General features: G+C 28.8%; 23 protein-coding genes. 16 read left to right on the top strand and 7 right to left on the bottom strand.

Annotation, left to right across the window (positions count from 1 at the left end; genetic code table 11):
* Positions 1-59 precede the first annotated feature (59 nt).
* From ACYQ1U_RS04025 to ACYQ1U_RS04015, 3 genes are read left to right on the top strand one after another with little or no spacing between them, the layout of a single operon-like run.
* Positions 60-608 carry a hypothetical protein gene (locus tag ACYQ1U_RS04025; RefSeq protein WP_459884596.1) on the top strand — a complete coding sequence of 183 codons (549 nt, stop codon included), beginning with the start codon at positions 60-62 and terminating at the stop codon, positions 606-608.
* Positions 602-2236 carry a GspE/PulE family protein gene (locus tag ACYQ1U_RS04020; protein WP_459884594.1) on the top strand — a complete coding sequence of 545 codons (1635 nt, stop codon included), beginning with the start codon at positions 602-604 and terminating at the stop codon, positions 2234-2236. Before ACYQ1U_RS04025 ends, ACYQ1U_RS04020 begins: the two co-directional genes overlap by 7 nt.
* Positions 2233-3477 (top strand): type II secretion system F family protein, encoded by a 1245-nt coding sequence (locus ACYQ1U_RS04015; protein WP_459884591.1) that lies wholly within the window; start codon positions 2233-2235, stop codon positions 3475-3477. Before ACYQ1U_RS04020 ends, ACYQ1U_RS04015 begins: the two co-directional genes overlap by 4 nt.
* Here the strand turns inward: ACYQ1U_RS04015 and ACYQ1U_RS04010 are convergent, their stop codons facing one another.
* The gene (locus tag ACYQ1U_RS04010; RefSeq protein WP_459884589.1) at positions 3478-3783 is read right to left on the bottom strand and encodes an AtpZ/AtpI family protein; all 306 of its coding nucleotides are present in this window, start codon (positions 3781-3783) and stop codon (positions 3478-3480) included.
* Complete coding sequence (gene hemL, locus ACYQ1U_RS04005; RefSeq protein ID WP_459884586.1) at positions 3783-5045, bottom strand: glutamate-1-semialdehyde 2,1-aminomutase; 1263 nt, start codon at positions 5043-5045, stop codon at positions 3783-3785. Before hemL ends, ACYQ1U_RS04010 begins: the two co-directional genes overlap by 1 nt.
* Before the next feature lie 43 nt (positions 5046-5088).
* Between hemL and gatC the strand changes: the two genes are divergently transcribed.
* The 3 genes from gatC to queA are packed head-to-tail and all read left to right on the top strand — an operon-like array spanning position 5089 to position 7464.
* Positions 5089-5370 carry an Asp-tRNA(Asn)/Glu-tRNA(Gln) amidotransferase subunit GatC gene (gene gatC, locus ACYQ1U_RS04000; protein ID WP_459884583.1) on the top strand — a complete coding sequence of 94 codons (282 nt, stop codon included), beginning with the start codon at positions 5089-5091 and terminating at the stop codon, positions 5368-5370.
* 8 nt (positions 5371-5378) lie between these two features.
* Positions 5379-6446 carry a type IV pilus twitching motility protein PilT gene (locus ACYQ1U_RS03995; RefSeq protein WP_459884581.1) on the top strand — a complete coding sequence of 356 codons (1068 nt, stop codon included), beginning with the start codon at positions 5379-5381 and terminating at the stop codon, positions 6444-6446.
* Positions 6436-7464: a tRNA preQ1(34) S-adenosylmethionine ribosyltransferase-isomerase QueA gene (gene queA / locus ACYQ1U_RS03990; RefSeq protein WP_459884579.1), complete on the top strand. Its 1029-nt coding sequence runs from the start codon at positions 6436-6438 to the stop codon at positions 7462-7464. Before ACYQ1U_RS03995 ends, queA begins: the two co-directional genes overlap by 11 nt.
* Before the next feature lie 96 nt (positions 7465-7560).
* Here the strand turns inward: queA and trxC are convergent, their stop codons facing one another.
* Genes trxC through uvrB form a run of 4 tightly spaced genes read right to left on the bottom strand, consistent with a single transcriptional unit; the run spans position 7561 to position 12803 of the window.
* Positions 7561-7998, bottom strand: coding sequence for a thioredoxin TrxC (gene trxC, locus ACYQ1U_RS03985; protein WP_459884577.1), 438 nt, complete (start codon positions 7996-7998; stop codon positions 7561-7563).
* Between the two features lie 56 nt (positions 7999-8054).
* On the bottom strand, positions 8055-10220 hold the full coding sequence (locus ACYQ1U_RS03980; RefSeq protein WP_459884574.1) for an endonuclease MutS2: 2166 nt from the start codon (positions 10218-10220) through the stop codon (positions 8055-8057).
* 3 nt (positions 10221-10223) lie between these two features.
* Positions 10224-10763 carry a gamma carbonic anhydrase family protein gene (locus tag ACYQ1U_RS03975; RefSeq protein ID WP_459884572.1) on the bottom strand — a complete coding sequence of 180 codons (540 nt, stop codon included), beginning with the start codon at positions 10761-10763 and terminating at the stop codon, positions 10224-10226.
* A gap of 9 nt (positions 10764-10772) precedes the next feature.
* Entirely contained in the window at positions 10773-12803 is a 2031-nt protein-coding gene (uvrB, locus tag ACYQ1U_RS03970) for an excinuclease ABC subunit UvrB (RefSeq protein WP_459884570.1), read from the bottom strand.
* Positions 12804-12852: 49 nt separating this feature from the next.
* Here uvrB and ACYQ1U_RS03965 point away from each other — a divergent pair, with 49 nt between their 5' ends.
* The 8 genes from ACYQ1U_RS03965 to ACYQ1U_RS03930 all read left to right on the top strand — a co-directional run bounded on the left by ACYQ1U_RS03965 (position 12853) and on the right by ACYQ1U_RS03930 (position 19942).
* On the top strand, positions 12853-13074 hold the full coding sequence (locus ACYQ1U_RS03965; protein WP_459884567.1) for a hypothetical protein: 222 nt from the start codon (positions 12853-12855) through the stop codon (positions 13072-13074).
* Positions 13074-13280: a hypothetical protein gene (locus tag ACYQ1U_RS03960; protein ID WP_459884564.1), complete on the top strand. Its 207-nt coding sequence runs from the start codon at positions 13074-13076 to the stop codon at positions 13278-13280. The genes ACYQ1U_RS03965 and ACYQ1U_RS03960 overlap by 1 nt, the downstream gene beginning before the upstream one ends.
* Before the next feature lie 2 nt (positions 13281-13282).
* On the top strand, positions 13283-13738 hold the full coding sequence (locus ACYQ1U_RS03955) for a type II secretion system protein (RefSeq protein ID WP_459884563.1): 456 nt from the start codon (positions 13283-13285) through the stop codon (positions 13736-13738).
* A gap of 113 nt (positions 13739-13851) precedes the next feature.
* Positions 13852-14346, top strand: a complete 495-nt coding sequence (locus ACYQ1U_RS03950) for a type II secretion system protein (protein WP_459884560.1) — start codon at positions 13852-13854, stop codon at positions 14344-14346.
* 23 nt (positions 14347-14369) lie between these two features.
* Positions 14370-14804, top strand: a complete 435-nt coding sequence (locus tag ACYQ1U_RS03945; protein WP_459884557.1) for a type II secretion system protein — start codon at positions 14370-14372, stop codon at positions 14802-14804.
* Complete coding sequence (locus ACYQ1U_RS03940) at positions 14801-16621, top strand: primosomal protein N' (RefSeq protein WP_459884555.1); 1821 nt, start codon at positions 14801-14803, stop codon at positions 16619-16621. Before ACYQ1U_RS03945 ends, ACYQ1U_RS03940 begins: the two co-directional genes overlap by 4 nt.
* Before the next feature lie 74 nt (positions 16622-16695).
* Complete coding sequence (locus ACYQ1U_RS03935) at positions 16696-17766, top strand: methyl-accepting chemotaxis protein (protein ID WP_459884553.1); 1071 nt, start codon at positions 16696-16698, stop codon at positions 17764-17766.
* Position 17767: 1 nt separating this feature from the next.
* Positions 17768-19942 (top strand): bifunctional diguanylate cyclase/phosphodiesterase, encoded by a 2175-nt coding sequence (locus ACYQ1U_RS03930; protein ID WP_459884550.1) that lies wholly within the window; start codon positions 17768-17770, stop codon positions 19940-19942.
* Here ACYQ1U_RS03930 and ACYQ1U_RS03925 read toward each other — a convergent pair.
* Complete coding sequence (locus tag ACYQ1U_RS03925; RefSeq protein ID WP_459884547.1) at positions 19928-21424, bottom strand: SulP family inorganic anion transporter; 1497 nt, start codon at positions 21422-21424, stop codon at positions 19928-19930. The two genes, ACYQ1U_RS03930 and ACYQ1U_RS03925, sit on opposite strands and share 15 nt — an antisense overlap.
* A gap of 52 nt (positions 21425-21476) precedes the next feature.
* Here ACYQ1U_RS03925 and ACYQ1U_RS03920 point away from each other — a divergent pair, with 52 nt between their 5' ends.
* The gene (locus tag ACYQ1U_RS03920) at positions 21477-21971 is read left to right on the top strand and encodes a hypothetical protein (RefSeq protein ID WP_459884544.1); all 495 of its coding nucleotides are present in this window, start codon (positions 21477-21479) and stop codon (positions 21969-21971) included.
* Positions 21972-21980: 9 nt separating this feature from the next.
* The gene (locus ACYQ1U_RS03915) at positions 21981-23144 is read left to right on the top strand and encodes an aspartate aminotransferase family protein (protein ID WP_459884541.1); all 1164 of its coding nucleotides are present in this window, start codon (positions 21981-21983) and stop codon (positions 23142-23144) included.
* Positions 23145-23147: the final 3 nt, after the last annotated feature.

Raw genomic sequence — 23147 nt, 5'->3', positions numbered from 1 at the left:
TGGAATTATAACAAATAAAATGATATAATTTTTGGAAAAAGAGCAAAAGGCGTTTTTATATGAGAATTATTGCAATTTTTTTATTATTTTTTGCTTCATTTTTATACTCTGAGGATAATTTGAAAAATAAAACTTTAATAGAACTTTTTAAAGGAAAATATTACTCATATATATGTCTTCATAGGTGGATATATATTAATAAATATCAGAAAAAAAATGAAAAATTTTTATCTCTTGTTGCATATGCTTGTTTAAAAAAAAATTATCTAACTCCAGCACTTGATTTAGCAAAAGTTCTTAGGATTACAAAAAGTGGTAGAATAAATGCTACATATATTAATACTTTATTTTTGATAAAACTTTTGCTTGAAAGATACATAAAAGACAACTACAAAATCGAAAAAATAAAAATTCCATTAATAGAAGATAATCTTTTAGCGAAAGTTTTTTATATGGCTCAAATTCAAAAGCCTCAAGTAAGTGATAATACTTTTGAAGTGAGTGATAATAAATATACTTATAAAGTAACTTTTAAAGAAGATGTAAATAACATAGTTATTAAAGTTTATAAAAATAATAAATTTATAAAAAAGGTAAAATTTTGGTAGGGGAAATTTTAATAAAAAAAGGTCTTATTACTCCAGAACAACTTCAAGAAGCTTTAAAATTTAAAGAAAGCCATCCTACAAAAAAATTGCTTGATATTTTATATGATTTAAATTATATCTCAAAAGATAACTTTTTAAAAGAGCTGGCTCAAGAATTAAATGTAAAATATATTCCTTCTTTAGATAAAGTTTCTTTTACTAGAATTAAGATACCAGTTTCTATTTTAAAAAAAGTAAGAGCAATTCCAGTTGATATTAGGTATGATAGAGTAATTATTGCATCAGAAAATCCTATTGATTGGAATGTAAAAGCGTATTTTCAAAGATTTTTTCCAGAACTTAATTTAGAGTTTGTATTGGCACATAAAGAGGATATTGATAAATTATTAAAACTTCTTGAAGATAAAGAAGAAATTAATAAACTTAAAGTTGAAATCAAAAAAGAGCTAAAAGGCGAAGAAGTTGCTGGTGAAGAATCAGCAGTAGTTAGACTTATTAAGTTTATTATAAAGTCTTCTATAGAACAAAATGCAAGTGATATTCATATTGAGCCTACAGAAGATGAAGCAATAGTTAGAATAAGAATTTATGGTACTCTGTATGAGAAATGGGATTTAGAAGAGGATGTTTATAATGCAGTAAACTCTAGAATAAAGCTTGAAGCAGGAATGGATGTTAGTGAAAAGAGAAAACCGCAAGATGGTGCTTTTTCTATGGAAATTGATGGAAATCATTTTGATTTTAGAGTTTCGTCATTACCAACGGTTTGGGGGGAGAGTATAGTTATTAGGATTCTTGATAAAAGAAATATCTTAAAGCGCCTTGATGATATAGGTATTAGTGAAAAAAATTTAGAACTTTTAAGAAGTGCTCTTAAAAAACCAAATGGAATTTTTCTTGTAACAGGACCTACTGGGTCTGGTAAGTCTACTACTTTATATGCATCTTTAAATGAGATAGCGGGAATTGAAAAAAAAGTAATTACTGTGGAAGACCCAGTTGAATATAAATTAAAAGGAATACAACAAGTCCAAGTAAATCCAAAAGTAGGACTTACCTTTGCAAATACAATCAGAAGTATATTAAGACAAGACCCTGATATTATTATGATAGGTGAAATTAGGGATTTAGAAACTCTTGAAATTGCTATAAAGGCTGCCCTTACAGGACATTTGGTACTATCAACTCTTCATACAAACGATGCAATAAGTGCAGTTAGTAGAATGATAGATATGGGCGCTGAGTCTTATATGGTAGCAGCGGCTTTAGTAGGTGTTGAAGCTCAAAGACTTGTCAAGAAAAATTGTCCTTATTGTATATCTCCTTATAAGCCAAGTGATGCATATCTTGAACCTATAAAACATCTGCTTCCCCCAAATGCTATATTTTATAAAGGAAAAGGGTGTGAGAGATGTAATATGACGGGGTTTATTGGAAGGACACTGGTAACTGAGATATTTTTAGTGGATGAAAAACTTGAGAGTTTAATATCAAAAAATAAAGATAAGACAGAACTAAATGAATATTTAAAATCAAAAGGCTATAGGAATATGTTTTATGATGGGCTTATTAAAGCTCTAAAGGGAATTACATCATTAGAAGAAGTTTATAGGGTTGCAAAACCATGAGATGGTATAAAGTTACTTTTTTTTATAAAGGGAGACAAGAGGAAGTTATTATAAAGGCTTTAAATAAAACTGAGGCTATTATTGATTCAAAAAAATTACATAAAGGACTTTTGGTTAAAATTGAAGAAGTTCCCATGCCTTTTGAAGAGAGAGCTAAACTTTTAAAAGATATTTTTTTTACAAGAATTCTTAGAAAAAAGTTAAAATACCCATCATATATTTCAGCTCTAAGGCAGTTGTCTGTTCTTATTAAAGCCGGAATTTCTCTTAAAGATGCTCTTGAGGATATAGGAAACAATACAAAAGATTCTCTTATTAAAGAAATTTTTTTAGCTGCTGCAGATGCTATAGATAGTGGTAAAAGTTTAAGTGATGTATTTTTAGAATATGAAGAATATCTTGGTGGAATATCTCTTGCAATGATAAGACTTGGTGAACAAACTGGTGATTTAGGAATGGCTATTGATTCACTTGCTCAAATTTACGAAAATATGTATGAAAATAGACGTAAAATGATAAAAGCACTCCGTTATCCTATAATTACTCTAATAGCAATTGTAATTGCATTTGTGTTTTTAATTCTTTTAGTAGTTCCAAAATTTAAAGCAATGTTTGAACAACTGCACGCAGAACTTCCACTTCCAACTAAAATCCTTTTAGGAATTGAATATGTTCTTACGAGATATGGAATGGTTGTTTTGTTAGTTTTCATTTTGATAGTTTTAATTATCATTTATCTTTATAAAACTTCTTATAAATTTAAATTTAATGCAGATAAAATATTATTAAAAATACCTCTTATAGGAAAAATTATTAAATTTGCTACTCTTCATAGATTTTTATTAACACTTTCATCTCTTTTAAAATCTGGTATTCCTCTTTTAGATGCGTTAAAAATTAGTGAAAGTATTATTTCAAATGAAATTATTAAAAATAAAATTAAAACTATCATAAGAGGTATAAATCAGGGTAGAAATTTAGCTGAAATGATGCAAGAAGTGGAGCTAGTGAATTTTATTGCACTAAGAATGATAAGTGCAGGAGAAGAATCAGGAGAGCTTGATACAATGCTTAGTAAGGCTTCTAGTTATTATGAGGATAGATTTCAGGATATTATTGATAATATGCAAGCATCAATTGAGCCTTTGATGTTAATTATTATTGGAGGGTTAGTATTACTTCTTGCTCTTGGGATTTTTATGCCAATGTGGGATTTGGCAAATGCTGCAAGACATATGTAATTATTTTTCAAATTCTTCTAAAAAATCATCATCTTTTTTTATTTTATAATTTTTGTATTTTGGGTCGTTTGCTGTTTCATCAAAACTTTTTTTTAGTTTTTTATATTCTATTCTTATATTCATGATAGCTGCTGCTATTCCCCAAAATATTCCAAGCCATAAAAGCCAAGAAATCCCAAAAGTATTTTTCATCCAAACTCCAATTCCTATACCCATTAAAATAGCAACAACTATTGAAATACCAAGAGAGAGTTTTTCAGCTCCCTCTACTGTTTTTCCTAATTTTCCTCTTTGTTTATTTTCCATTAAATTTCTTTAGCAATTTTTTTATAAGAATCAATTGTATTTTGAATATCTTCATCAGTCATTGGTGTGCATATAAACCCTGTTTCATATGCACTTGGTGCGAAGTAGAATCCTTCTTTTAACATTTTATTATGAAATGCAGCATATTTTGAAGTATCAGATTCGTTTACTTCATCAAAGTTTTTAGGAAGTTTGTGATTGAAGAAGAATCCAAACATACTACCTATTACATTATAATTAAACTCAATTTTTTCTTCTTTTGAAATTTCACTAAATCCTTGCATTAATTTTTTTGCTTTAATTTCTAGATTTTTATAAATTTCAGGATTTTCTTTTAATTTTTTTATTTGAGTAAGCCCTGCTGCCATTGCTACTGGATTTCCCGATAAAGTTCCAGCTTGATACACAGGACCAATAGGACTTAACATTTCCATAATCTCTTTACGTCCGGCAAAAGCACCAACTGGCATTCCACCACCAATTACTTTACCAAAAGTAACAATATCAGCTTCAATTCCATAAATGTCAAAACTGCCTCTTAAACTAGCTCTAAATCCACTCATAACTTCATCAAAAATTAAAACAGCATTATAATGATTGCATAGCTCTCTAAGTTCGCCCAAAAATTCTTTATCAGCCGGTACTAAGCTCATATTTCCAGCAATTGGTTCAATTATTACACAACCAACATTGCCATTTTCAAAACATTTTTTAACTGATTCAATGTCATTATATTTTGCGAGTAACGTGTGTTTTGTAAAATCTTTTGGTACTCCAGGGCTACTTGGTACTCCAAATGTAGCTGCACCACTTCCAGCACTAACTAATAGACTATCACTATGTCCGTGATAGCATCCTTCAAATTTAATAATATCATCTTTTCCTGTATATCCACGAGCTAGTCTAATAGCACTCATTGTAGCTTCAGTTCCAGAATTTACAAATCTGATTAAATCTAAATGAGGAAATAGTTCAAGTATTTCTTTTGCTAAATCAATTTCTATTGTTGTTGGAGCTCCAAAACTAACACCATCTTTGATAGCTTTAATAATTGCTTCTTCTATTTCCTTGTTACAATGTCCAAAAATAAGTGGCCCCCAACTTTGAATATAATCTAAATATTTATTATTATCAATATCGTAAAAGTATGCACCAACTCCTTTTCTAATAAATGGTGGCTCACCACCAACACTTTTAAAAGCCCTAACTGGTGAATTAACACCTCCTACTATATATTTATTAGCTTCAGAAAAAATTCCCATTCTTTTTCCTTTTTTGTTAAAATTATACAAAAAAAGGATAGAAATGAAAATTGATGAAAAGTTAGTTAGAAGACTTGAAAATTTATCAATGATTGAGGTTGAAGATAAAGAAAAAATGGCAAAAGATTTAGAAGAAATAGTAGAATTTGTTGAGATGCTAAATGAACTTGATACAGAAAGTATTGATGCAACTTTTTCTACACTTGATAATCCTACTCCTTTAAGAGAGGATAATCCAGTTAAAAGTGGTATTATTGAAGATGTTTTAGCTAATGCTCCAAAAACAAAAGATGGCTATTTTATTGTTCCAAAAATTATTGAGTAAGGTTACTAATGGCAATTAACTTTACCTTAGATGAGCTTCTTAGTAGTATTGTTGCATATAATGCAAGTGATTTGCATTTAGTTGTAAATTCTGAGCCTATGCTTAGAATAGATGGAAAGTTATTACCACTTAATCTTCCAAAACTTAAAAATGAAGACATTGTTAATCTTTGTTATGCAGTTTTAACTGATGAACAAAAGAAGACTTTTGAAGAAGAACTAGAACTTGACTTTGCTTTTGAAAATCCAGGAGTTGGAAGATTTAGGGCAAATTACTATTATGAAAGAGGAAATATTGCAGCAGCTTTTAGGATAATTCCTCCAAAACCTTTAAGTTTAGATGAGTTAAATGCACCTGCTATTTTCAAAGAACTTATTAAAAAAGATAAGGGTCTTATTTTAGTAACAGGTCCTACTGGAAGTGGTAAATCTACCACTCTTGCGGCGATGTTAAATGAGATTAATGAGCATTATAAAAAGCATATTATTACTATTGAAGATCCTATAGAATTTGTACACGAACATAAAAAATCTATTTTTTCTCAAAGGGAAGTGGGACGTGATACTAAATCATTTCTAAGAGCACTTAGAGCTTCACTTAGAGAAGATCCTGATGTAATTTTAATTGGTGAGATGAGGGATAAAGAGACTATTGGTGCAGCAATTACAGCTGCAGAAACTGGACATTTGGTATTCGGTACGCTTCATACAAATAGTGCTGACCAGACAATAAACAGAATTGTAAACGTTTTCCCAGCAGAAGAACAAGACCAAATCAGAACTCAGCTTTCAATGGCACTTACTGCTGTTATTGCGCAAGTGTTACTTCCAAAAATAGGAGGAGGCAGGATAGCAGCTCATGAAATTATGATAAATAATCCAGCAATTGCAAATCTTATTCGAGAAAATAAAATACAACAAATTTATTCTCAAATGCAATTAAATCAAGGTGTAACAGGAATGCAGACAATGAATCAAGTTTTAGCTGACCTTGTTAGAAGACATATTATTACAAAAGAAGATGCAATGGCGAAAACCACAAAACCAGAAGAGTTAAGGAAACTAATTGGAATTTAAAGATTTACTCGTTAGCAGTTATGATTATAATTTGCCTGAAAGTCTAATAGCAAAATATCCTGCCTTTCCACGTGATAGTGCAAAGCTTTTAGTTTATGATAGGAAAAAAGACAAAATAACTCATACTATTTTTAAAAATATTTTGGATTTTGTAGGAGATAAAAGATTTATTTTTAATAATACTAAAGTAATTAAAGCTAGAATTTTTGGCAAAAAGACAAGTGGCGGTAAGGTTGAGCTACTATTAAATAGGCCATTTGGTGAAAATTTTTTAGTTTATATTAGAGGGAAGGTAAGAGTTGGTACAAAACTTTATTTTGATAAGGGGCTTTTAGCTGAAGTTGTAGAGTTGTTGGAAGATGGAAGCAGAATAGTTGAGTTTAAAGTTATAAGTTCCAAGTTACAAGTTCCAAGAAAAATTAGTTTTTTCGAGTTGGTAAAGATTTTAGAAGAAATAGGGCATGTGCCTTTGCCTCCGTATATTAAAAGAAGTGATGAAGCAATTGATGAGAGAGAATATCAGAGTGTATTTGCTAAAAAAGAGGGTGCCGTTGCCGCTCCTACTGCTAGTCTTCATTTTACAGACAAACTACTTAACAAAATTTCTAAAAAATCATACTTAACACTTCATGTTGGGGCTGGGACATTTAAGCCGGTTGAGGTTGAGGATATAAGAGAGCACAAAATGCATAGTGAGTTTTTTGAGATTCCTCTTAATACTGCTAAAATTCTTGATAGTGATGAAGAAATTGTAGCAGTTGGAACTACAGTTACAAGAACAGTTGAATATTATGCAAGAGAGAAAAAACTCTCAGGTGAGTGTGATTTGTTTTTAAACCCGATAAATCCACCAATTCGTGTAAATCATTTACTCACAAACTTTCATCTTCCAAAATCAACACTTATAATGTTAGTAGCTGCTTTTATTGGAAGAGAAAAAACACTTCAAATTTATCAAGAGGCAATAGAAAAAAAATATCGTTTTTATAGCTATGGAGATGCTATGCTAATAATTTAAGTTTTAAGTACCGAGTTCCTAGTTCCAAGTTTAATATTTATTAGTTTTGTATATAAGTTTTCTTGATTATTTGGAACTTGGAACTTTGGAACTTGGCTACTCTATAATTTTATCTGCCCACATACTAAATTGAAATTCTGGTAATGCTCCCATTACTCTATCAACTTCTATACTTTCTTTGAGTGCAATAATAGTTGGAATACTTCTAATACCAAATTCTGCTGCAACTTCAGGCACTTCTTCAGTATTAACTTTTAAAAAGTTGGCCTTTAGAGGATAATTTTTTGCAACACTCTCAAATGTTGGTGCAAACATTTGACAAGGACCACACCATACAGCCCAAAAATCAACAATTACAGGTACATTAACATTGCTTACTATTTTTTTAAATTCTTCAGTATTGTTAATAGCAATAGGTTTATTATCTAGTAAGTTTGATTTGCATTTTCCACATATAGCTTTTTTATAGCTATCTTTTTTTGGTAGTTTATTTAAGCTTTTACAATGCGGACATGCTATTATAATAGTTTCCATCTTTCCCCTCCATTATTTTTAGTGTGATTGTATCAAGTTTATATAGTAATGTCAAATCATAGTTTAACAATTTTTGCTCCATAACCTCCCATATGAGGTGGTGCATCTTTAAATTCTTTTACCAAAGGATGGTTTTTTAGAAGTTCTGTTACCCCTTTTGCTAAAATTCCTTTACCAATTCCATGATATATCCATACTTCTTCAAGTCCTGCAAGAGCTGCATCGTTTAAATATTTTTCTGTCTTCTCAAGAGCTTCTTCAAGTCTCATTCCGTGCAAGTCAAGTTTTACATCAATTTTTGTCGGTTTTGGTTTATAAATTTTTGTTTCTTTTTTTATAGGTACCATATATGGTTTTAAGGCTGATTTTGAGATTAGAAGTTTTTTGCCATCAAACTCTACAATAGCATTTTTGCCTTTAACTTCAAGTACTGAACCTATTGAATTTCCATATTTTACAATATCACCAACTTTAAATTCTTTTTTAATTTCTTCTTTTTTAATTTTAATATTTGATCGAATTTTATTTGCTTCGTTTAGTTTTCTATGAGCATCTTTAATTGATTTTGCTTTTATTGCTTCTTTTGCTGCTTTTATAGCGGCATTGTATTCTTTTAGTAGTTTTTCTTTTTCTTTTTCAATTCTTTCATTAAATTCTTCTTTTTGTCTAATTAGAGATTCTTTTAAAAACTTAACATTTTCTAACTCTTTTTCTAATGCTTTTATTTTTTGTTTTTGGGTAAGTTCTAACTCGGCTGATTTTTCGATTAAGTTATCAAGTTTTTCAAGGTCATCTGAGTATTCTTTTTTTGCTTTATTGATTATATTTAGAGGAATACCATATCTTTTTGCTGTCTCAAATGCATAACTTTTTCCAATAGTTCCCTTTATAAATTCAAAGGTTGGTTTTTGATTTTTTTCATCATAAATTGCAGCGAGAAGTTCGACTTCTTCATGTTCAGCAAGCAAACTAGCTAGTCTTTTATGGTGAGTTGTAATTACTATTCGATTTTTTTTAATAAGCTCTTCAATAATTACCTTAAATAAACTTGCAGCTTCATTTGCATCGGTTCCAAGCTCTATTTCATCAACACCAATTAACGTATTTACTTTTGAAAAAACTTCTTTAAATTCTTTTATCCTTCCAGCAAATGTGGAGATATCATTTTTTACATTTTGTGGGTCATCAATTATTGGTTTTATATCTTTAAAGTGAGGGACTATTGAATTTTCTCTAACTTTCATTGGAAGTAAATATTTACTCATAAAAGCAGCACTTAAAATTGATTTTAAAAGCATTGTTTTGCCACCAGCATTTACACCAGTAATTATTAAGACTTCTTTTTCCCATTCAAGATTTATAGGTTTACATTCTTTAAGTGCTGGATGACAAAAGTCTCTTAAGCTTATTTTTTTAGTGTTAAATGAAGGCATAATAAACTCAAGATTTTCATTTTTTGCCATAAATACTCTTGCCTGCAGAGAATCAAATTTATCAAATTCAATATTTATAAATTCTAAAAATTTCACCCAAATTCTCAGAGTTTCACTAAAATTTTTAGCAATTTCGTAAAGTTTTTCTTCTTTTATACTTTCTAAATCATCAAGATCTCGTTTTATTTTTTCAATGCCTCTTGGAAATACATAGAAAAACCCTGAAGAACTTCTTCCAAGAATTTCAGCATCAAGGACTTTATTAAATCCTCCTCTAACTAATAAACATTCCTCTCCTTGGAAATGAGTTTGCTTATCTACTAAAAAACTTTCAAGTTTTTTTGAGTTTAAATATTTATAAAGCTCTTTTCTAATTTGTGCTTTCTTTTCTGATATTTTTTCATTTATAATATCAATTTCTTCAAATCCTATAACTTCACCTTTTTCATTGTAATGTTTAAGTAGTTTATTAATTTCATCTGGAATTTTTATCTTATCAAACCATTCAGCTAAATCTTGCCAGTTTCTACTTTTTAGATATTTAAAATAATTAATTATTTTCACAAATTCAAATATTTGGTCATGCTTTAATACACCAAATTTTTTTAGGTGCATTAGTTCTCTATCAAGATTTTTGATATTAGGAGGAGAGGTAAAGTCTTTATTTGACAATTTCTTTAGATATTCATAATTTTTTCTAATATCTCCTATAAGAGTATAGTCTTTTTCCCTTGCAAAAAGAGAAGTTAATTTTTCAATATAGTCAACTAAGTCTAATTTTTTAACCATTTTTTACCTTATAAAATCAATATATTCATTTTTGTATTTAACGTAATTTCTAGCATTTTCATATATTTTTTCTACTTCTTCATCTGTAAGGCTTCTTACAACCTTAGCAGGGCTTCCAAGAATTAGGCTTCTAGGAGGGAATTTTTTACCGCCTGTAACGAGTGCTCCAGCTCCAACTATTGATTCATCACCTATTTCTGCGCCATCAAGAATTGTAGCACTCATTCCAATAAGACATGCATTTCCGATTTTGCAGCCATGAAGCATTACTTTATGTGCTATTGTTACATCATCTCCAATAATTGTTGGATGTCCGTCTCCTATTTTTTTTTCATTTTTGAAGTGAGTTACATGAATCATTGTTAAATCCTGAATAGAAGTGCGAGCTCCTATTTTTATATAATGCACATCGCCTCTAATCACACAGCCAAACCAAACTGAGCTATCTTCACCTATTTCTACATCACCAATAATATCAGCGCTTGGAGCTATCCAAGCACTTTTAGCAATTTTTGGAAAATCATTTTTATAGCGTAAAATCATCACTTCTCCTTATTTCATTTTTTTAAGTTCTTCAATTTTATCTCTTAACATTGCTGCTTTTTCAAATTCAAGTGCTTTTGCAGCTTCTTGCATTTCTTTTCGAAGTTTATTAATTATTGCTTTTTTTTCTTTAGGTGGAATTTTGTTTTTGTTTTTAAGTTCTTTACTTATTGCTTCATATCCTTCTTCTTTTAAAGATTTATCAAGTTTTCTAATTACACTTTTTGGAGTAATGCCGTGAATTTTATTATATTCTTTTTGTCTAATACGTCTACTTATTGTTGTTTTAATAGCTCTATACATCGAGCCTGTTATTTTATCTTTTATTTTTTCTAAAATTTCCAAATCATCATCTAATAGAATTCTTTCTTCTATTTTATTTGCAAACATCAAAACTCTTCCGTTTACATTCCTAGCAGCCCTTCCCATTGTCTGAATTAGGCTTGTCTCACTTCTTAAAAATCCTTCCTTATCAGCATCTAGTATTGCTACAAGAGAAACTTCTGGCAAATCAAGTCCTTCTCTAAGAAGGTTGATTCCAATTAACATATCAAATTCACCACTTCTTAAACCTCTTATTATTTCATTTCTTTCAACTACATCAATGTCACTATGCATATATTTAACTTTAAGACCCATTTCAAGATAATATTTTTGAAGTTCTTCAGCCATTTTTTTAGTAAGAGTTGTTACTAAAACTTTTTCACCTTTACTTATAACTTCTTTTGCTCTGTCATAAAGAGTAGCTACTTGATTAAGGCTCGGAAGTAGTTCTACTATTGGATCAAGAAGCCCTGTTGGTCTTATAATTTGTTCAGCTACACAAGTTGATACACTAAGTTCAAATTCTCCCGGAGTTGCTGAGACAAAAAGATAGTGAGGTGCTTTATTAATAAATTCATCAAACTTATATGGTCTATTGTCAAGTGCACTTGGAAGTCTAAATCCATATTCTACTAATACTTCTTTTCTAGCTCTATCGCCATTATACATTCCACGAAACTGTGGTAAGCTCACATGGGATTCATCTACAATAACAAGATAAGGCTTATCTTTAATTTCAAAATAGTCAAGCAGTGAATATGGCGTTTCACCAGGTTTTTTGCCTGTTAAGTGTCTTGCATAATTTTCTATTCCTTTGCAAGTTCCAGTGGTTTCAAGCATTTCTAAATCAAACTCAGTTCTTTGTTTGAGTCTTTGGTATTCTAAAATTTTACCCTCTTTTTCAAATTCTTTTAATCTCTCCCCTAGTTCTTTTTCAATAGAATTAATAGCTTCGGCTAATCTACTTGCACCTACTATAAATTGATTTGCAGCGTAAATTGTAATTTCTTTAAGGTCTTGAAGTTTTTCATTTGTTATATAATCAATTGTATAAATTCTATCAATTTCATCTCCAAAAAACTCAACTCTAATAACATCGTCTTCAAAATATGTTGGAAAAATATCAATAACTTCTCCATTTACTCTAAAATTTCCTCTTTCAAAATATTTATCATTTCTATTGTATCCCATGCTAAGTAGTCTTAGCATAAATTCTCTTTGGTTTATCTCATCACCAATGGCAATTTTAGCTACCATTTTTTTATATTCAAGAGGGTTACCTAGACCATATAGAGCTGACACGCTGGCTATTACGATTACGTCGTCATATTCAAGTAAACTAGCAGTTGCTGATACTCTTAGTCTCTCAAGTTCGGCATTTATTGAAGCATCTTTTTCAATAAACAGATCTTGGCGTGGAAGATAAGCTTCTGGCTGATAATAATCATAATAACTTATAAAATATTCTACATGATTTTGAGGAAAAAACTCTTTAAACTCACTATAAAGTTGAGCTGCAAGAGTTTTATTATGAGTTAGAATTAAAGTCGGAATTTGAAGTTTTTCTATAATATTTGCCATTGTAAAAGTTTTACCACTTCCGGTAACACCAATTAAAGTATTGTATCTATTGCCTTTTTTTATACATTTACTTAAAGTTTCTATAGCTTGAGGTTGATCACCAGTTGGTTTGTAATTAGAATTTAATTTGAACAAATTTCTCCTTTTTATTATAATTATAGCAAATATATAAAAAGGAAGGAAAATGGACTTACTTGCTAAATTAAATGAAAAAATTGAAGATTTAATTAAAAATTATGAAAGTTTAAAAGAAGAAAATGAAAAATTAAAATTAGATCTTCAAAACACAAAACAACAGCTTGAAGAAAAAGAAGCTTCTTTGCTTGAATGTCAAGAAGCTATGGCACTTAAAGAACTTGAACTTGAAGAAGTATTAGCTAAAATAGAAGCAATTCTTGGTAAATAATGAAAAAAATTTCTGTCTCTATAATGGGGGAAAAGTTTGAGCTTGAACTTGAAGAAGAGTTTTTTGAGTTTGTAAAAGAGGACTTAGTTAAATTACAAAATCCAACTCCTCGTGAACTTCTTTTTTTGGTTTTGGAAAAAAATAAAAAAGAATTTACTACAAAAAAAGAGATTGAAAAGATTTTAAAAAAAATAAATAAGAGTTAAGGATGAAAAAAGGGGCTTTTACTATTATTGAGTTAGTTTTTGTTTTGGTGGTTATTGGTATTTTAGCTTCAATTGCTGTTCCTAGATATTTTGCACTTGGTGATTCTGCTCATGAAGCAAATTTGATATCTTTTGTAAGGACTTTAAATAGAACTACCGGAGAAGATTTATGGGCTAGAAGTATAAATGAGGGTAAAAATGGTAGTATAACTAACCTAACTAGTCCTGAAGATGCAAACTTTTTATCTAAATATATAGATATCCCTAAAGAGATTAATGCAAGCAGTATAGACTTGAAAAAATGTGGTAATGATAAATATCAAACTATTATGACTGCAAATAAAGATATAGCAGGAGATGACTTTAATATAACTTGTAAAGATGGGACTGCGACTACTGCTCCATATTTTAGATTAATCAGGATTAAAGATAATAAAGTTTTAGTTAGTAGAGATTAATTTGTTATAAATTTCACATATGTCAAATGATTGTAAAATATATATAAAAATTTATTAAATCTTTATTAAAAAAAATTTTTTTATGGTACAATTTTCCCAAAAAAGGATTAAATATGAAAAAAGCATTTACAATGATTGAACTGATCTTCGTAATTGTAATCTTAGGTATTTTAGCAGCAGTTGCTCTTCCGAAATTCTTAGGTGTTGCAGAACAAGCACATGAGGGAAATTTAAAGTCATTTGTTGGAACATTAAATAGAAGTGTAGGACCAACTCTTTGGAGCACATCAATATCTAATGGTCATAATGGTGATATTTCATATACAGGGTTAACAGAAAATAACATTACCACTTATGTAGATTTGCCTAAAGAAATTGGTACTGTAAAATTATCTGAATGTAATGATTCTACTAAAGATAAAGTAGTTATTCAAATAAAAGAAGCCGTAGCAGGTACAGATTATGTTATTACTTGTAGAGATGGAAATGCAAATCAATCACCTAAATTTAAATTATATAAATGTAATGGAACCAATGCTTCAACTGATTGTGGAATTGCAGATGGAACTGACATAAGTACAAAAACTAATGTTACAGAAGTAAACTAATTTTTAGCTAAGTAAATTTTATTATGAAAAATTCATTTACACTACTTGAACTTATTTTTGTAATAGTAATAATAGGTATTTTGGCAGGGGTTGCCCTGCCAAAACTATTTACTGGGATTTCTGATGCAAAACTAGCAAAAGCAAAAACTCAAATTGCTACAGTTCGTGCTGGTATATCTTCTGCGTATTCTAAAAATATAATGTCAGGAAATATAGATATATGTCCTGAGCTTGAAGAAAGTACTAGCGATGGGATGCTTTTTGAAAAAATATTATCAACACCTATAAAAGAAAATGCCACAGATATTAAATGGTCTTTTGTTTCTGATGACTCTAATAAGAGTATATACAAATTAGAAATAGACTCAGCTCAAGCTACATTTACTTATGAAAAAAATGCTTCAAAAAGTTGTCCGTTTAAATGTAATAGCGGGACACTTTGCGATAAACTACAATGAAATATTATGAAGTAGCAATTTTAAATACTCCTACTGCTTTTATCTATCAATCAGATAAAGTTTATAAAAAAGGTGATGTTGTTAAAGTTTTTGTAAGAAATAAAGAGAAATTTGGAATTATTTTAAAAGAAGTTGAAAAACCAAAATTTGAGTGCAAAGATATAATTGAAAAAATTTATGAATTTAATGAGTCTTATATAAAAATTATTGAATTTATAAGTTTTTACTATTTCTGTTCTATTGGTGAAGCGGCGGGACTTTTCTATTTAATTGAGAATGGAAAATGGAGAATTGAGAATGAAGAATTGAAAGAACATAAAATAAATATTGGAATAAATTTAACCCAAAAGCAAAAAGAAGCTTTGGATTTTTTAGAAAAAAATGATGTTAGTATTCTTTTTGGTGATACAGGAAGTGGGAAAACTGAAATTTATATAAAACTAATTGAAAACACTCTAAAACAAGGAAAAACGGTGCTTTTTTTGCTTCCTGAAATTGCAATAACTTCTCAAATGGAAAAAAGACTTAAAAAGCATTTTGGTGATAGTCTTGCTATTTGGCATAGTAAAATAACTAAAAAGAAGCGAGGGGAGATTTTAAAAGACTTAGTAAATGGAAAAATAAGAATAGTAGCAGGGGCTAGAAGTGCACTTTTTTTGCCTTTTTCTAATTTAGGACTTATTATTGTGGATGAAGCTCATGATGAAGCATTTAAGTCTGAACAAATACCAAAATATAATGCAAAGGATCTTAGCATTTATTTTGGAAAAGTTTTGAATGCTAAGGTTGTGCTTGGAAGCGCAACTCCTCTTGTAAGTGATTTGTATAAATTTCCTGTCTTTAGGTTAAAAGGTACTTTTTTTAATACTAAAAAAACTCGTTATTTTAAAGAAAGTTTTGATGAATTTATAATAAATAAAATAAAAGAAAAACTCAAGAGTAATAAGCAAGTAATTATTTTTATTCCGACAAGAGCTCATTTTAAGTATATGATATGTAAAGACTGTGCAAAGGCTATTCATTGTAAGTATTGTGATGTAGCAATGAGTATTCATAAAGATAAATTAGCTCTTAAGTGTCATTATTGTAACTATACAACAAAAATACCTAATATTTGTCCAAATTGTGGAAGTGAAGAGTTTATAAATGAAAGAAAAGGAACAAGTGAAATTGTAGAAGAACTTCGTGAGCTTTTTAAAGAAGCAGTTATTGAAAAGTTTGATAGAGATATAGTTACTTCAAAAAGTAGAATAGATAAACTTTTAAAAAGATTTTCCAATAAAGAAATAGATATTCTTGTAGGTACTCAAATGTTAAGTAAAGGGCACGATTATCCAGATGTTGCACTGAGTATAGTTTTAGATATTGACTTTTTACTTAATAGTGCAGACTATCGTGCAAGAGAGAGAGCTTTTGCTTTGTGCAGGCAAGTTGAAGGAAGAGCTGGTAGAAAAGAAGATGGAGAGGTTATAATACAAACGTTAAATCCTGAATTTTTTGATAGAGAATATGAAGAGTTTTATGAAGAAGAGATAGAGTTTAGAAAAGATCTGGGTTATCCTCCATTTAATAGGCTTTGTAAAATTGAATTTGTTGATAAAAGAAAAGAAATTGCAAAAAAGAATATGGAAGATTTTGTAACGTGTATAGGCAAAAGAGATGAATTAATAGGTTTTGGAGAAGCACCAATTTTTAAATTACACAATAAATACAGATTTTTTGTTTTATTTAAAGGTAAAAATCTTCATAAGATTATTTATCCATGTATTGATTTAAGTAAAGCAAAAGTGGATATGGATTCGATAAATTTTATCTAAATTGTAATTGAGGTGTTAATTTGACAAGGGGGGGGGGTAAAGGTGTATAATAAAAAAAATTTAAAGGATTATAAATGAAAGGATGGTTTAAAAAAGAAAAAAGCGATAATAATTTTCTAATAGAAAATCACAAGCTTCAAGAAAAAATAAAAGAATTAGAAGAAGAACTTTCAAAACTTGAGCAAGAAAATATAAATTTAAAGAATCAATTAAATAAAAAAGAATTACAAATTGATAAGTTAAATTTATGTTATTCTTGTTTGAAAAATGTAGAAAGCAATTTAACAATAATAGCCGAAGATACGCACAATAATATTAATTATTTTGCAAATATGACAAAAGATAATGAACAAGTAAAAGAGGAAATTGTTGATATTAGAAAAGTATTTGAAAAATTTTTAAAAGAGATAGATGCACTTATGAAATTTTCTAGCATTGCAATAGAAAATATAGATAATTTAAATGAAAGTGTAGATAATATAAATAGTGTAATTAATTTGATTAAAGATATAGCAGATCAAACAAATCTCTTAGCATTAAATGCTGCAATTGAAGCAGCTAGAGCTGGTGAACATGGAAGAGGGTTTGCAGTTGTGGCAGATGAGGTTAGAAAATTGGCTGAGAGAACTCAAAATGCAACAAAAGAGGTAGAAGTTACTATAAATGTGTTAAAACAAAATTCATCAAATATGACTGATGAAGGGAAAAATCTAGATAATATTATTAATGAAATGCAAAATTTTATGAATGAATTTAAAGAAGGTTTTGATAATTTAAGTTCACTTGATGATAGACTTTTTTCAAGATTTAGTCATTTAGCTGATGCTTTAACAGCAATAGAACAAAAAATTAATAATCTACTTTTTAAAATTAAAAATTATAAAGAAAAAATAATGGGGGATGGTAAGTATAGTGAAGACATTGGAGCACATAGCTTTGATACTTGGTATGAAGGTGTAGGAAAAGAGGCTTTTAGTGAAACTAACTCATATAGAGATATTAAGTCTACTCAAAGCAGATTTGAAAATCATCTAAAAGACAGTATGGATTTGAGTATGAAAGATTCGCTTAAATCTTTTAAAAAGGCAGAATTAGAAACAATACAAATGTATAAAGATTTAGATAATATGATTAAGGAAAAATAGAATGGAAATTTTAAAAGAAGATTTTTTAAATAAAGCTACTTTAATAATAGAAAATGAAGAAAAATTAAAAAAAATTGAAGTTATTTTATCTGAATTGTTAATTAAATGCACTAAAGCATTTGAATTAAGAGAGGCTGTAGTAATATTGGATGAAGATTTGAAAATAATAGAAGTTGATGATGTTTTTAAAGATTTTTTAAAGAGAGATTTTTTAAGTCATTCTTTTTATTCTCTTTTTTCAGATAAATTTATAGATATTTCTATGAAATTTATAGAAAATGTAAAAAATAAAAAGTTTTTTTCACAAAAGAATGTACCTCTTATTAATGGTGAAATTGCTGATATAAAAGGAGAAAGTTTTAATATTAATAAAAAAAATTATTATTTTATAAGTTTTAGAAAAAAAGAGATAAATTCCGTGATGTATGAATTAAATGTAATTGATGAAGAAATTGCAAATTTAGTCCTTAGGGTTAGGGATTTTGAAAGCTTAATGCAAGAGATTTTAAAAGTTTTTATTAGTTCTAAACTATTTGATTTTGGATGGGTGGCAAAGATTGATAATGAATTAAAGCGAATAATACCAATTACTACATTAAATGATGAAGAGGAGGATATAGAATTTAAAAGTCAAATTTTTGACTTTGATTATTTTAAAGGAATACTTGATGTGTTGATTCACAATAAAGAGTTTATTGTAACAGATATAAAGTTTAGAGAAAAAGAGTATAAAAAAAATATAATTTTTCCTATTTATAGAAAATGGGAGTATTCAAAAGAAAATGAAATAGCCTATGTAGTACTTTTATATTCCAAAGAAAATTTAAGTTTTCATCAAGAGGAGATAGTTTTACTTAAAGAGATAATTTATAAAATAAATATTGCAATTACTGATTTGTTTATGAAAGAAAAAGCAAAAATAATTTTTTTTACTGATGTTTTAACTTCTATACCTAAAAGAGAACTATTTATAAAAGATATTCAAGAAAATATCAAAGAAAAAGTTCCATTTGCAATTGTAATTATTGATATTGATAAATTAAAAAAAGTAAATGATGTTTTAGGATTTTGGGCAGGAGATAAGGCTATTAAAAATTTATCTTCATTTTTAATAGATAATTTAAAAAATTGTTTTATTGCAAGAATTGGTAGTGATGAATTTGGAGTAATAATAAAAGGAGATAAATATAAAATATTTGAGAAATTAAATAAAATTTTGCAGTTTAATGAAAAAATAGTTCAAATTAATGGAAATGAAGTATATTTACCCATAAGTGTTGGAGTAGCTTTTTATCCTGATGATGGAGTTAAAGAAGAGGACTTAATTTTGAAAGCTGAAAAAGCTTTAGGAATTGCAAAAAAAAGAGGTGGAAAAGGAATAAGTTATGCAAAATCTTCTTTTACTCTGCTGCCAAAGGATTATTTAGAATTAGAAAAAGAACTACAAAAAGCAGTTAAGAATGATGAATATACAATTTATTATCAGCCTATTATTGATATAAAAGAAAATAAAATATGGGGAGTAGAAGCACTTCTTAGGTGGAAATCTAAAAAAAGAGGTCTTGTGAGTCCTGCAAAGTTTATTCCTATACTTGAAGATAGCGGATTAATTAATGAAGTGGGAGATGTAATTATTAAAAAAGTTTTAGTTGATTCAAAAGAGTTTAATGAGTTATTTTTTACTTTTTCAATTAATGTTTCAGTAATACAGCTTCTTTCTCAAAATTTAGCCTTAAAACTTATTAAAGAAATTGAAGCAATTAATGCTAATAAAGAGAAAATAATTGTTGAAATTACAGAATCAGTTTTAATGGAAAATATAGATATTGTTATGCCTCAGTTAAGACTATTAGAAAAAGAAGGTATAAAAATAGAAATAGATGATTTTGGAACTGGTTATTCATCTCTTAGCTATTTAAAACGACTTCCTATTAGCGCTTTAAAAATAGATAGAAGTTTTGTAAAAGATATTTTAGTAGAGAAAGAGGATAAACATATTGTGCAAGCTATCATTTCAATGGCAAAAGCAATGAATATAAGAACTATTGCAGAAGGAGTTGAAAGTAAGGAAGCAGTAAATGAGCTGAAAAAAATGGGAGTTGATTATATTCAAGGATTTTATTTTGCGAAACCTATGCCAAAAGAAGAGCTAAGAGAATTTTTAAGTTCTTTTTAATTTATTAGGATCAATTGCTACTTTATAATCTGGGTCGTCTTCTTCATATGTACAATATGGTCCTGCAATCTCTAATAGTTTTTTACATTCATGGCTTAGATGTATAATAGTTAGTTTTTTCCCAGCTTCAAGGTATTTTTTTGTAATTTTATCGATAGCTTCAACACCACTTGCATCCATTACTCTTACATTTTTAAAATCCATTACCACATTTTCTGGATCATTTTTTACATCAAAACTTTCAAGAAAACTTCTAGTACTTCCAAAAAATAAAGGTCCTTCAAATTCATATATTTTTTTATTACCTTCCATTTTTGTTTTAAAATATACTCTTGCGTGTTTCCAAGCAAATACAAGTGCAGATATTATAACTCCGCTAATTACAGCAATTGCAAGGTCTGTAAAAATTGTAACAATAGTTGTAAAAATTAAGACAAAAGCATCTTCTTTTGGCATTCTTTTTAATTTATCAATACTTGCCCATTCAAATGTAGCAATACTTACCATAAACATAATACCAATTAAGACTGCAAGAGGTACTAGGGATATCAGTTTTGATAAAAACACAATATATAAAATAATCATAATGGCTGCTGTAATACCACTAAGTCTTCCTCTTCCACCTGATGTGTGATTTACAATTGTTTGACCAATCATTGCACATCCAGCAGTTGCACCAAAAAGTCCACAAGCAGTATTTCCAAGTCCTTGTGCTATTGCTTCTTTATTTCCATTACCGCGAGTATTATCCATTTCTTCTAATACTTCCATTGTTAGAAGCGTTTCAATAAGTCCTACAAGTGCAATAATTATAGAATATGGCAAAATTATTTTTATAGTTTCCAGGTTTAGTGGAGCTAGTGGAATATGAAATGATGGGAAGTTTCCTTTAATATCTGCTAAATCTCCAACAGTTTTAATGTTTATATTGAAAAAATAAACTATTGCGGTAACTAAAACAATAGCAATAAGTCCAGCTGGAATTGCTTTTATGAATTTTGGACCAAAATACATTATTGCCATAGTTAAAATTACAAAAACATAAACCCAAAGATTGTTTTCAAAGAATTCGAGTTGGCTTGTAGCAATTACAATTGCTAAACCATTTACAAATCCATAAACTACCGGCATTGGTACAAGTCTAATAAATTTAGCTAATTTTAATACTCCTATTAAAATTTGAATTATTCCAGCAAATACTACAGCCCAAAAAAGATATTCAACCCCATAATTTTTGACAAGACTTACAACCACAACAGCAATGCTTCCAGCAGCTGCTGAAATAAGCCCTGGTTTTCCTCCAATTATTGCCGCAATTAATCCTAAAATAAATGCAGTATAAAGTCCTACAATAGGAGAAATACCAGCAATTAATGCAAACCCTACAACTTCTGGAACTAAAGCGACTGAAGTTACAATTCCTGCTAATATATCATTTTTTGCACTTTTTGCGTTATAATTTTGCAATATTTTAGAAAACAAGTATAATCCTTTAAAAATTTTTGAGGCAAAATTATATCGAAAAGGATAAAAAATGTTTGAAAAAAAGGGCGAATATTATACGAATAAAGATGAAAGTTTTTTAAATAGTTCAGATTTAATAATTTTTTATAAAACAGAACCAAAAAAACTTGTAAAAGATTATATAGTTATAGGAGGAAGTGAAGAATTTTCAAAAGTTGATATATTAAAAACCTCAAAAAAATTACCACTTTTATTAGCTAGACTTGCTTATGTTTTTGAAGTTTATGATGAAGACTTAAAAGAAAATATGGATTTTGAAGATTTTGTTGAAATTGTGTTAAAGTCAGTTAGAGTAAAAAAAGAAATTCAAAATCACAGTACTACTCTTGAAGAAGTTGCAGGAGTACTTTATTTAATAAATAACGCTAAAAAAATCAGTGTAATAATTGGTGATATTGATAAAGAAGAAATGGAAAACTTACTAAGCTTTCTTAAAATGTTTGAAAGTAAGGTTGGAGTTTTTAGTAAAAATGAAATAAGTGATCTTGAATTTTATGGAATATAAGGAGTAAAAATGCAATATTTATTAAACACTTATTCGAGATTTGATGTTGAGTTTGTAAGAGGTGAGAATGCTACACTTTGGGATAAAGATGATAGAGATTATATAGATTTTACAAGCGGTATAGGGGTTGTAAGTGTAGGACATGCAAATGTGAGGCTAAGCAATGCAATTAGTGAGCAAGCAAGTAAAATCATACATATTTCAAATCTTTATAGAATTTCGCCTCAGGAAGAACTGGCAGAGATTTTAGTTACAAAAAGTGGTCAAAACGCAGCAGGTGTGTTTTTTTGTAATTCAGGAGCTGAAGCGAATGAGACTGCTATTAAGATTGCTAGAAAGTATGGTGAAGTAGATGGAGAAATTAAAAGATATAAAGTAATTACACTTGAAAACTCATTTCATGGTAGAACAATCTCTACTCTAAAAGCTACAGGACAAACTAAGTTTCATAAATATTTTGGACCATTTCCTGATGGGTTTGAGTATGCAAAAGATATTGATGATATTTATAATAAAATAGATGAAAAAACAGTTGCTGTTATGATTGAGTTAATTCAAGGAGAAGGTGGGGTTAATCCTTTTGATATTGAAAAAGTTCAAGCTCTTGAGGATAAACTAAAAAAACAAGATATTTTACTAATAGTTGATGAAGTGCAAACTGGAATTTACAGAACAGGAAAATTTTTAGCAAGTAATTTATATGGGATTAAACCAGATATTATAACTCTTGCAAAAGGGCTTGGCGGAGGAGTTCCAATTGGAGCAGTAATTACAAGACTGACAGATGTTTTAAAACCAGGTGACCATGGTTCAACATTTGGTGGTAATTATCTATCAACTCGTGCTGGAATTGAAGTAATTAAAATTCTTGATGAGTATAAGAAAAGCGGTCAGTTAAAAGAGATAATAGAGTATTTTGATAATAAGTTAGTTGAAATTGCAAAAGAGTTTCCTGATAAATTTGATAGTATTAGTGGTTATGGGTTGATGAAAGCATTAAAAGCTCATTCAACAGAAATTAGAGATGAAGTTGTAGCACAAGCTTTTGAGAAAAGAGTACTTGTTCTTAAAGCCGGAATTAAAGCAGTAAGATTTTTACCACCTCTTACTATTACAAAAGAAGAAATTGATGAAGGATTTCATAGATTAAAAGAAGTATTGAAATCTAAGTAGGAG

It is taken from the genome of Caminibacter profundus, from assembly GCF_054657155.1.
The sequence above is the reverse complement of the archived record's forward strand: the minus strand, read 5'-3'. Positions and strand labels throughout refer to the sequence as shown.

What these genes read in the sequence shown, in the direction of transcription:
- ACYQ1U_RS04025 (WP_459884596.1), top strand. Translation starts at nt 60, where the DNA reads ATGAGAATTATTGCAATTTTTTTATTATTTTTTGCTTCATTTTTATAC.
- ACYQ1U_RS04015 (WP_459884591.1), top strand. Translation starts at nt 2,233, where the DNA reads ATGAGATGGTATAAAGTTACTTTTTTTTATAAAGGGAGACAAGAGGAA.
- ACYQ1U_RS04010 (WP_459884589.1), bottom strand. Translation starts at nt 3,783, where the DNA reads ATGGAAAATAAACAAAGAGGAAAATTAGGAAAAACAGTAGAGGGAGCT.
- hemL (WP_459884586.1), bottom strand. Translation starts at nt 5,045, where the DNA reads ATGGGAATTTTTTCTGAAGCTAATAAATATATAGTAGGAGGTGTTAAT.
- gatC (WP_459884583.1), top strand. Translation starts at nt 5,089, where the DNA reads ATGAAAATTGATGAAAAGTTAGTTAGAAGACTTGAAAATTTATCAATG.
- ACYQ1U_RS03995 (WP_459884581.1), top strand. Translation starts at nt 5,379, where the DNA reads ATGGCAATTAACTTTACCTTAGATGAGCTTCTTAGTAGTATTGTTGCA.
- trxC (WP_459884577.1), bottom strand. Translation starts at nt 7,998, where the DNA reads ATGGAAACTATTATAATAGCATGTCCGCATTGTAAAAGCTTAAATAAA.
- ACYQ1U_RS03980 (WP_459884574.1), bottom strand. Translation starts at nt 10,220, where the DNA reads ATGGTTAAAAAATTAGACTTAGTTGACTATATTGAAAAATTAACTTCT.
- ACYQ1U_RS03975 (WP_459884572.1), bottom strand. Translation starts at nt 10,763, where the DNA reads ATGATTTTACGCTATAAAAATGATTTTCCAAAAATTGCTAAAAGTGCT.
- ACYQ1U_RS03965 (WP_459884567.1), top strand. Translation starts at nt 12,853, where the DNA reads ATGGACTTACTTGCTAAATTAAATGAAAAAATTGAAGATTTAATTAAA.
- ACYQ1U_RS03960 (WP_459884564.1), top strand. Translation starts at nt 13,074, where the DNA reads ATGAAAAAAATTTCTGTCTCTATAATGGGGGAAAAGTTTGAGCTTGAA.
- ACYQ1U_RS03955 (WP_459884563.1), top strand. Translation starts at nt 13,283, where the DNA reads ATGAAAAAAGGGGCTTTTACTATTATTGAGTTAGTTTTTGTTTTGGTG.
- ACYQ1U_RS03950 (WP_459884560.1), top strand. Translation starts at nt 13,852, where the DNA reads ATGAAAAAAGCATTTACAATGATTGAACTGATCTTCGTAATTGTAATC.
- ACYQ1U_RS03945 (WP_459884557.1), top strand. Translation starts at nt 14,370, where the DNA reads ATGAAAAATTCATTTACACTACTTGAACTTATTTTTGTAATAGTAATA.
- ACYQ1U_RS03940 (WP_459884555.1), top strand. Translation starts at nt 14,801, where the DNA reads ATGAAATATTATGAAGTAGCAATTTTAAATACTCCTACTGCTTTTATC.
- ACYQ1U_RS03935 (WP_459884553.1), top strand. Translation starts at nt 16,696, where the DNA reads ATGAAAGGATGGTTTAAAAAAGAAAAAAGCGATAATAATTTTCTAATA.
- ACYQ1U_RS03930 (WP_459884550.1), top strand. Translation starts at nt 17,768, where the DNA reads ATGGAAATTTTAAAAGAAGATTTTTTAAATAAAGCTACTTTAATAATA.
- ACYQ1U_RS03920 (WP_459884544.1), top strand. Translation starts at nt 21,477, where the DNA reads ATGTTTGAAAAAAAGGGCGAATATTATACGAATAAAGATGAAAGTTTT.
- ACYQ1U_RS03915 (WP_459884541.1), top strand. Translation starts at nt 21,981, where the DNA reads ATGCAATATTTATTAAACACTTATTCGAGATTTGATGTTGAGTTTGTA.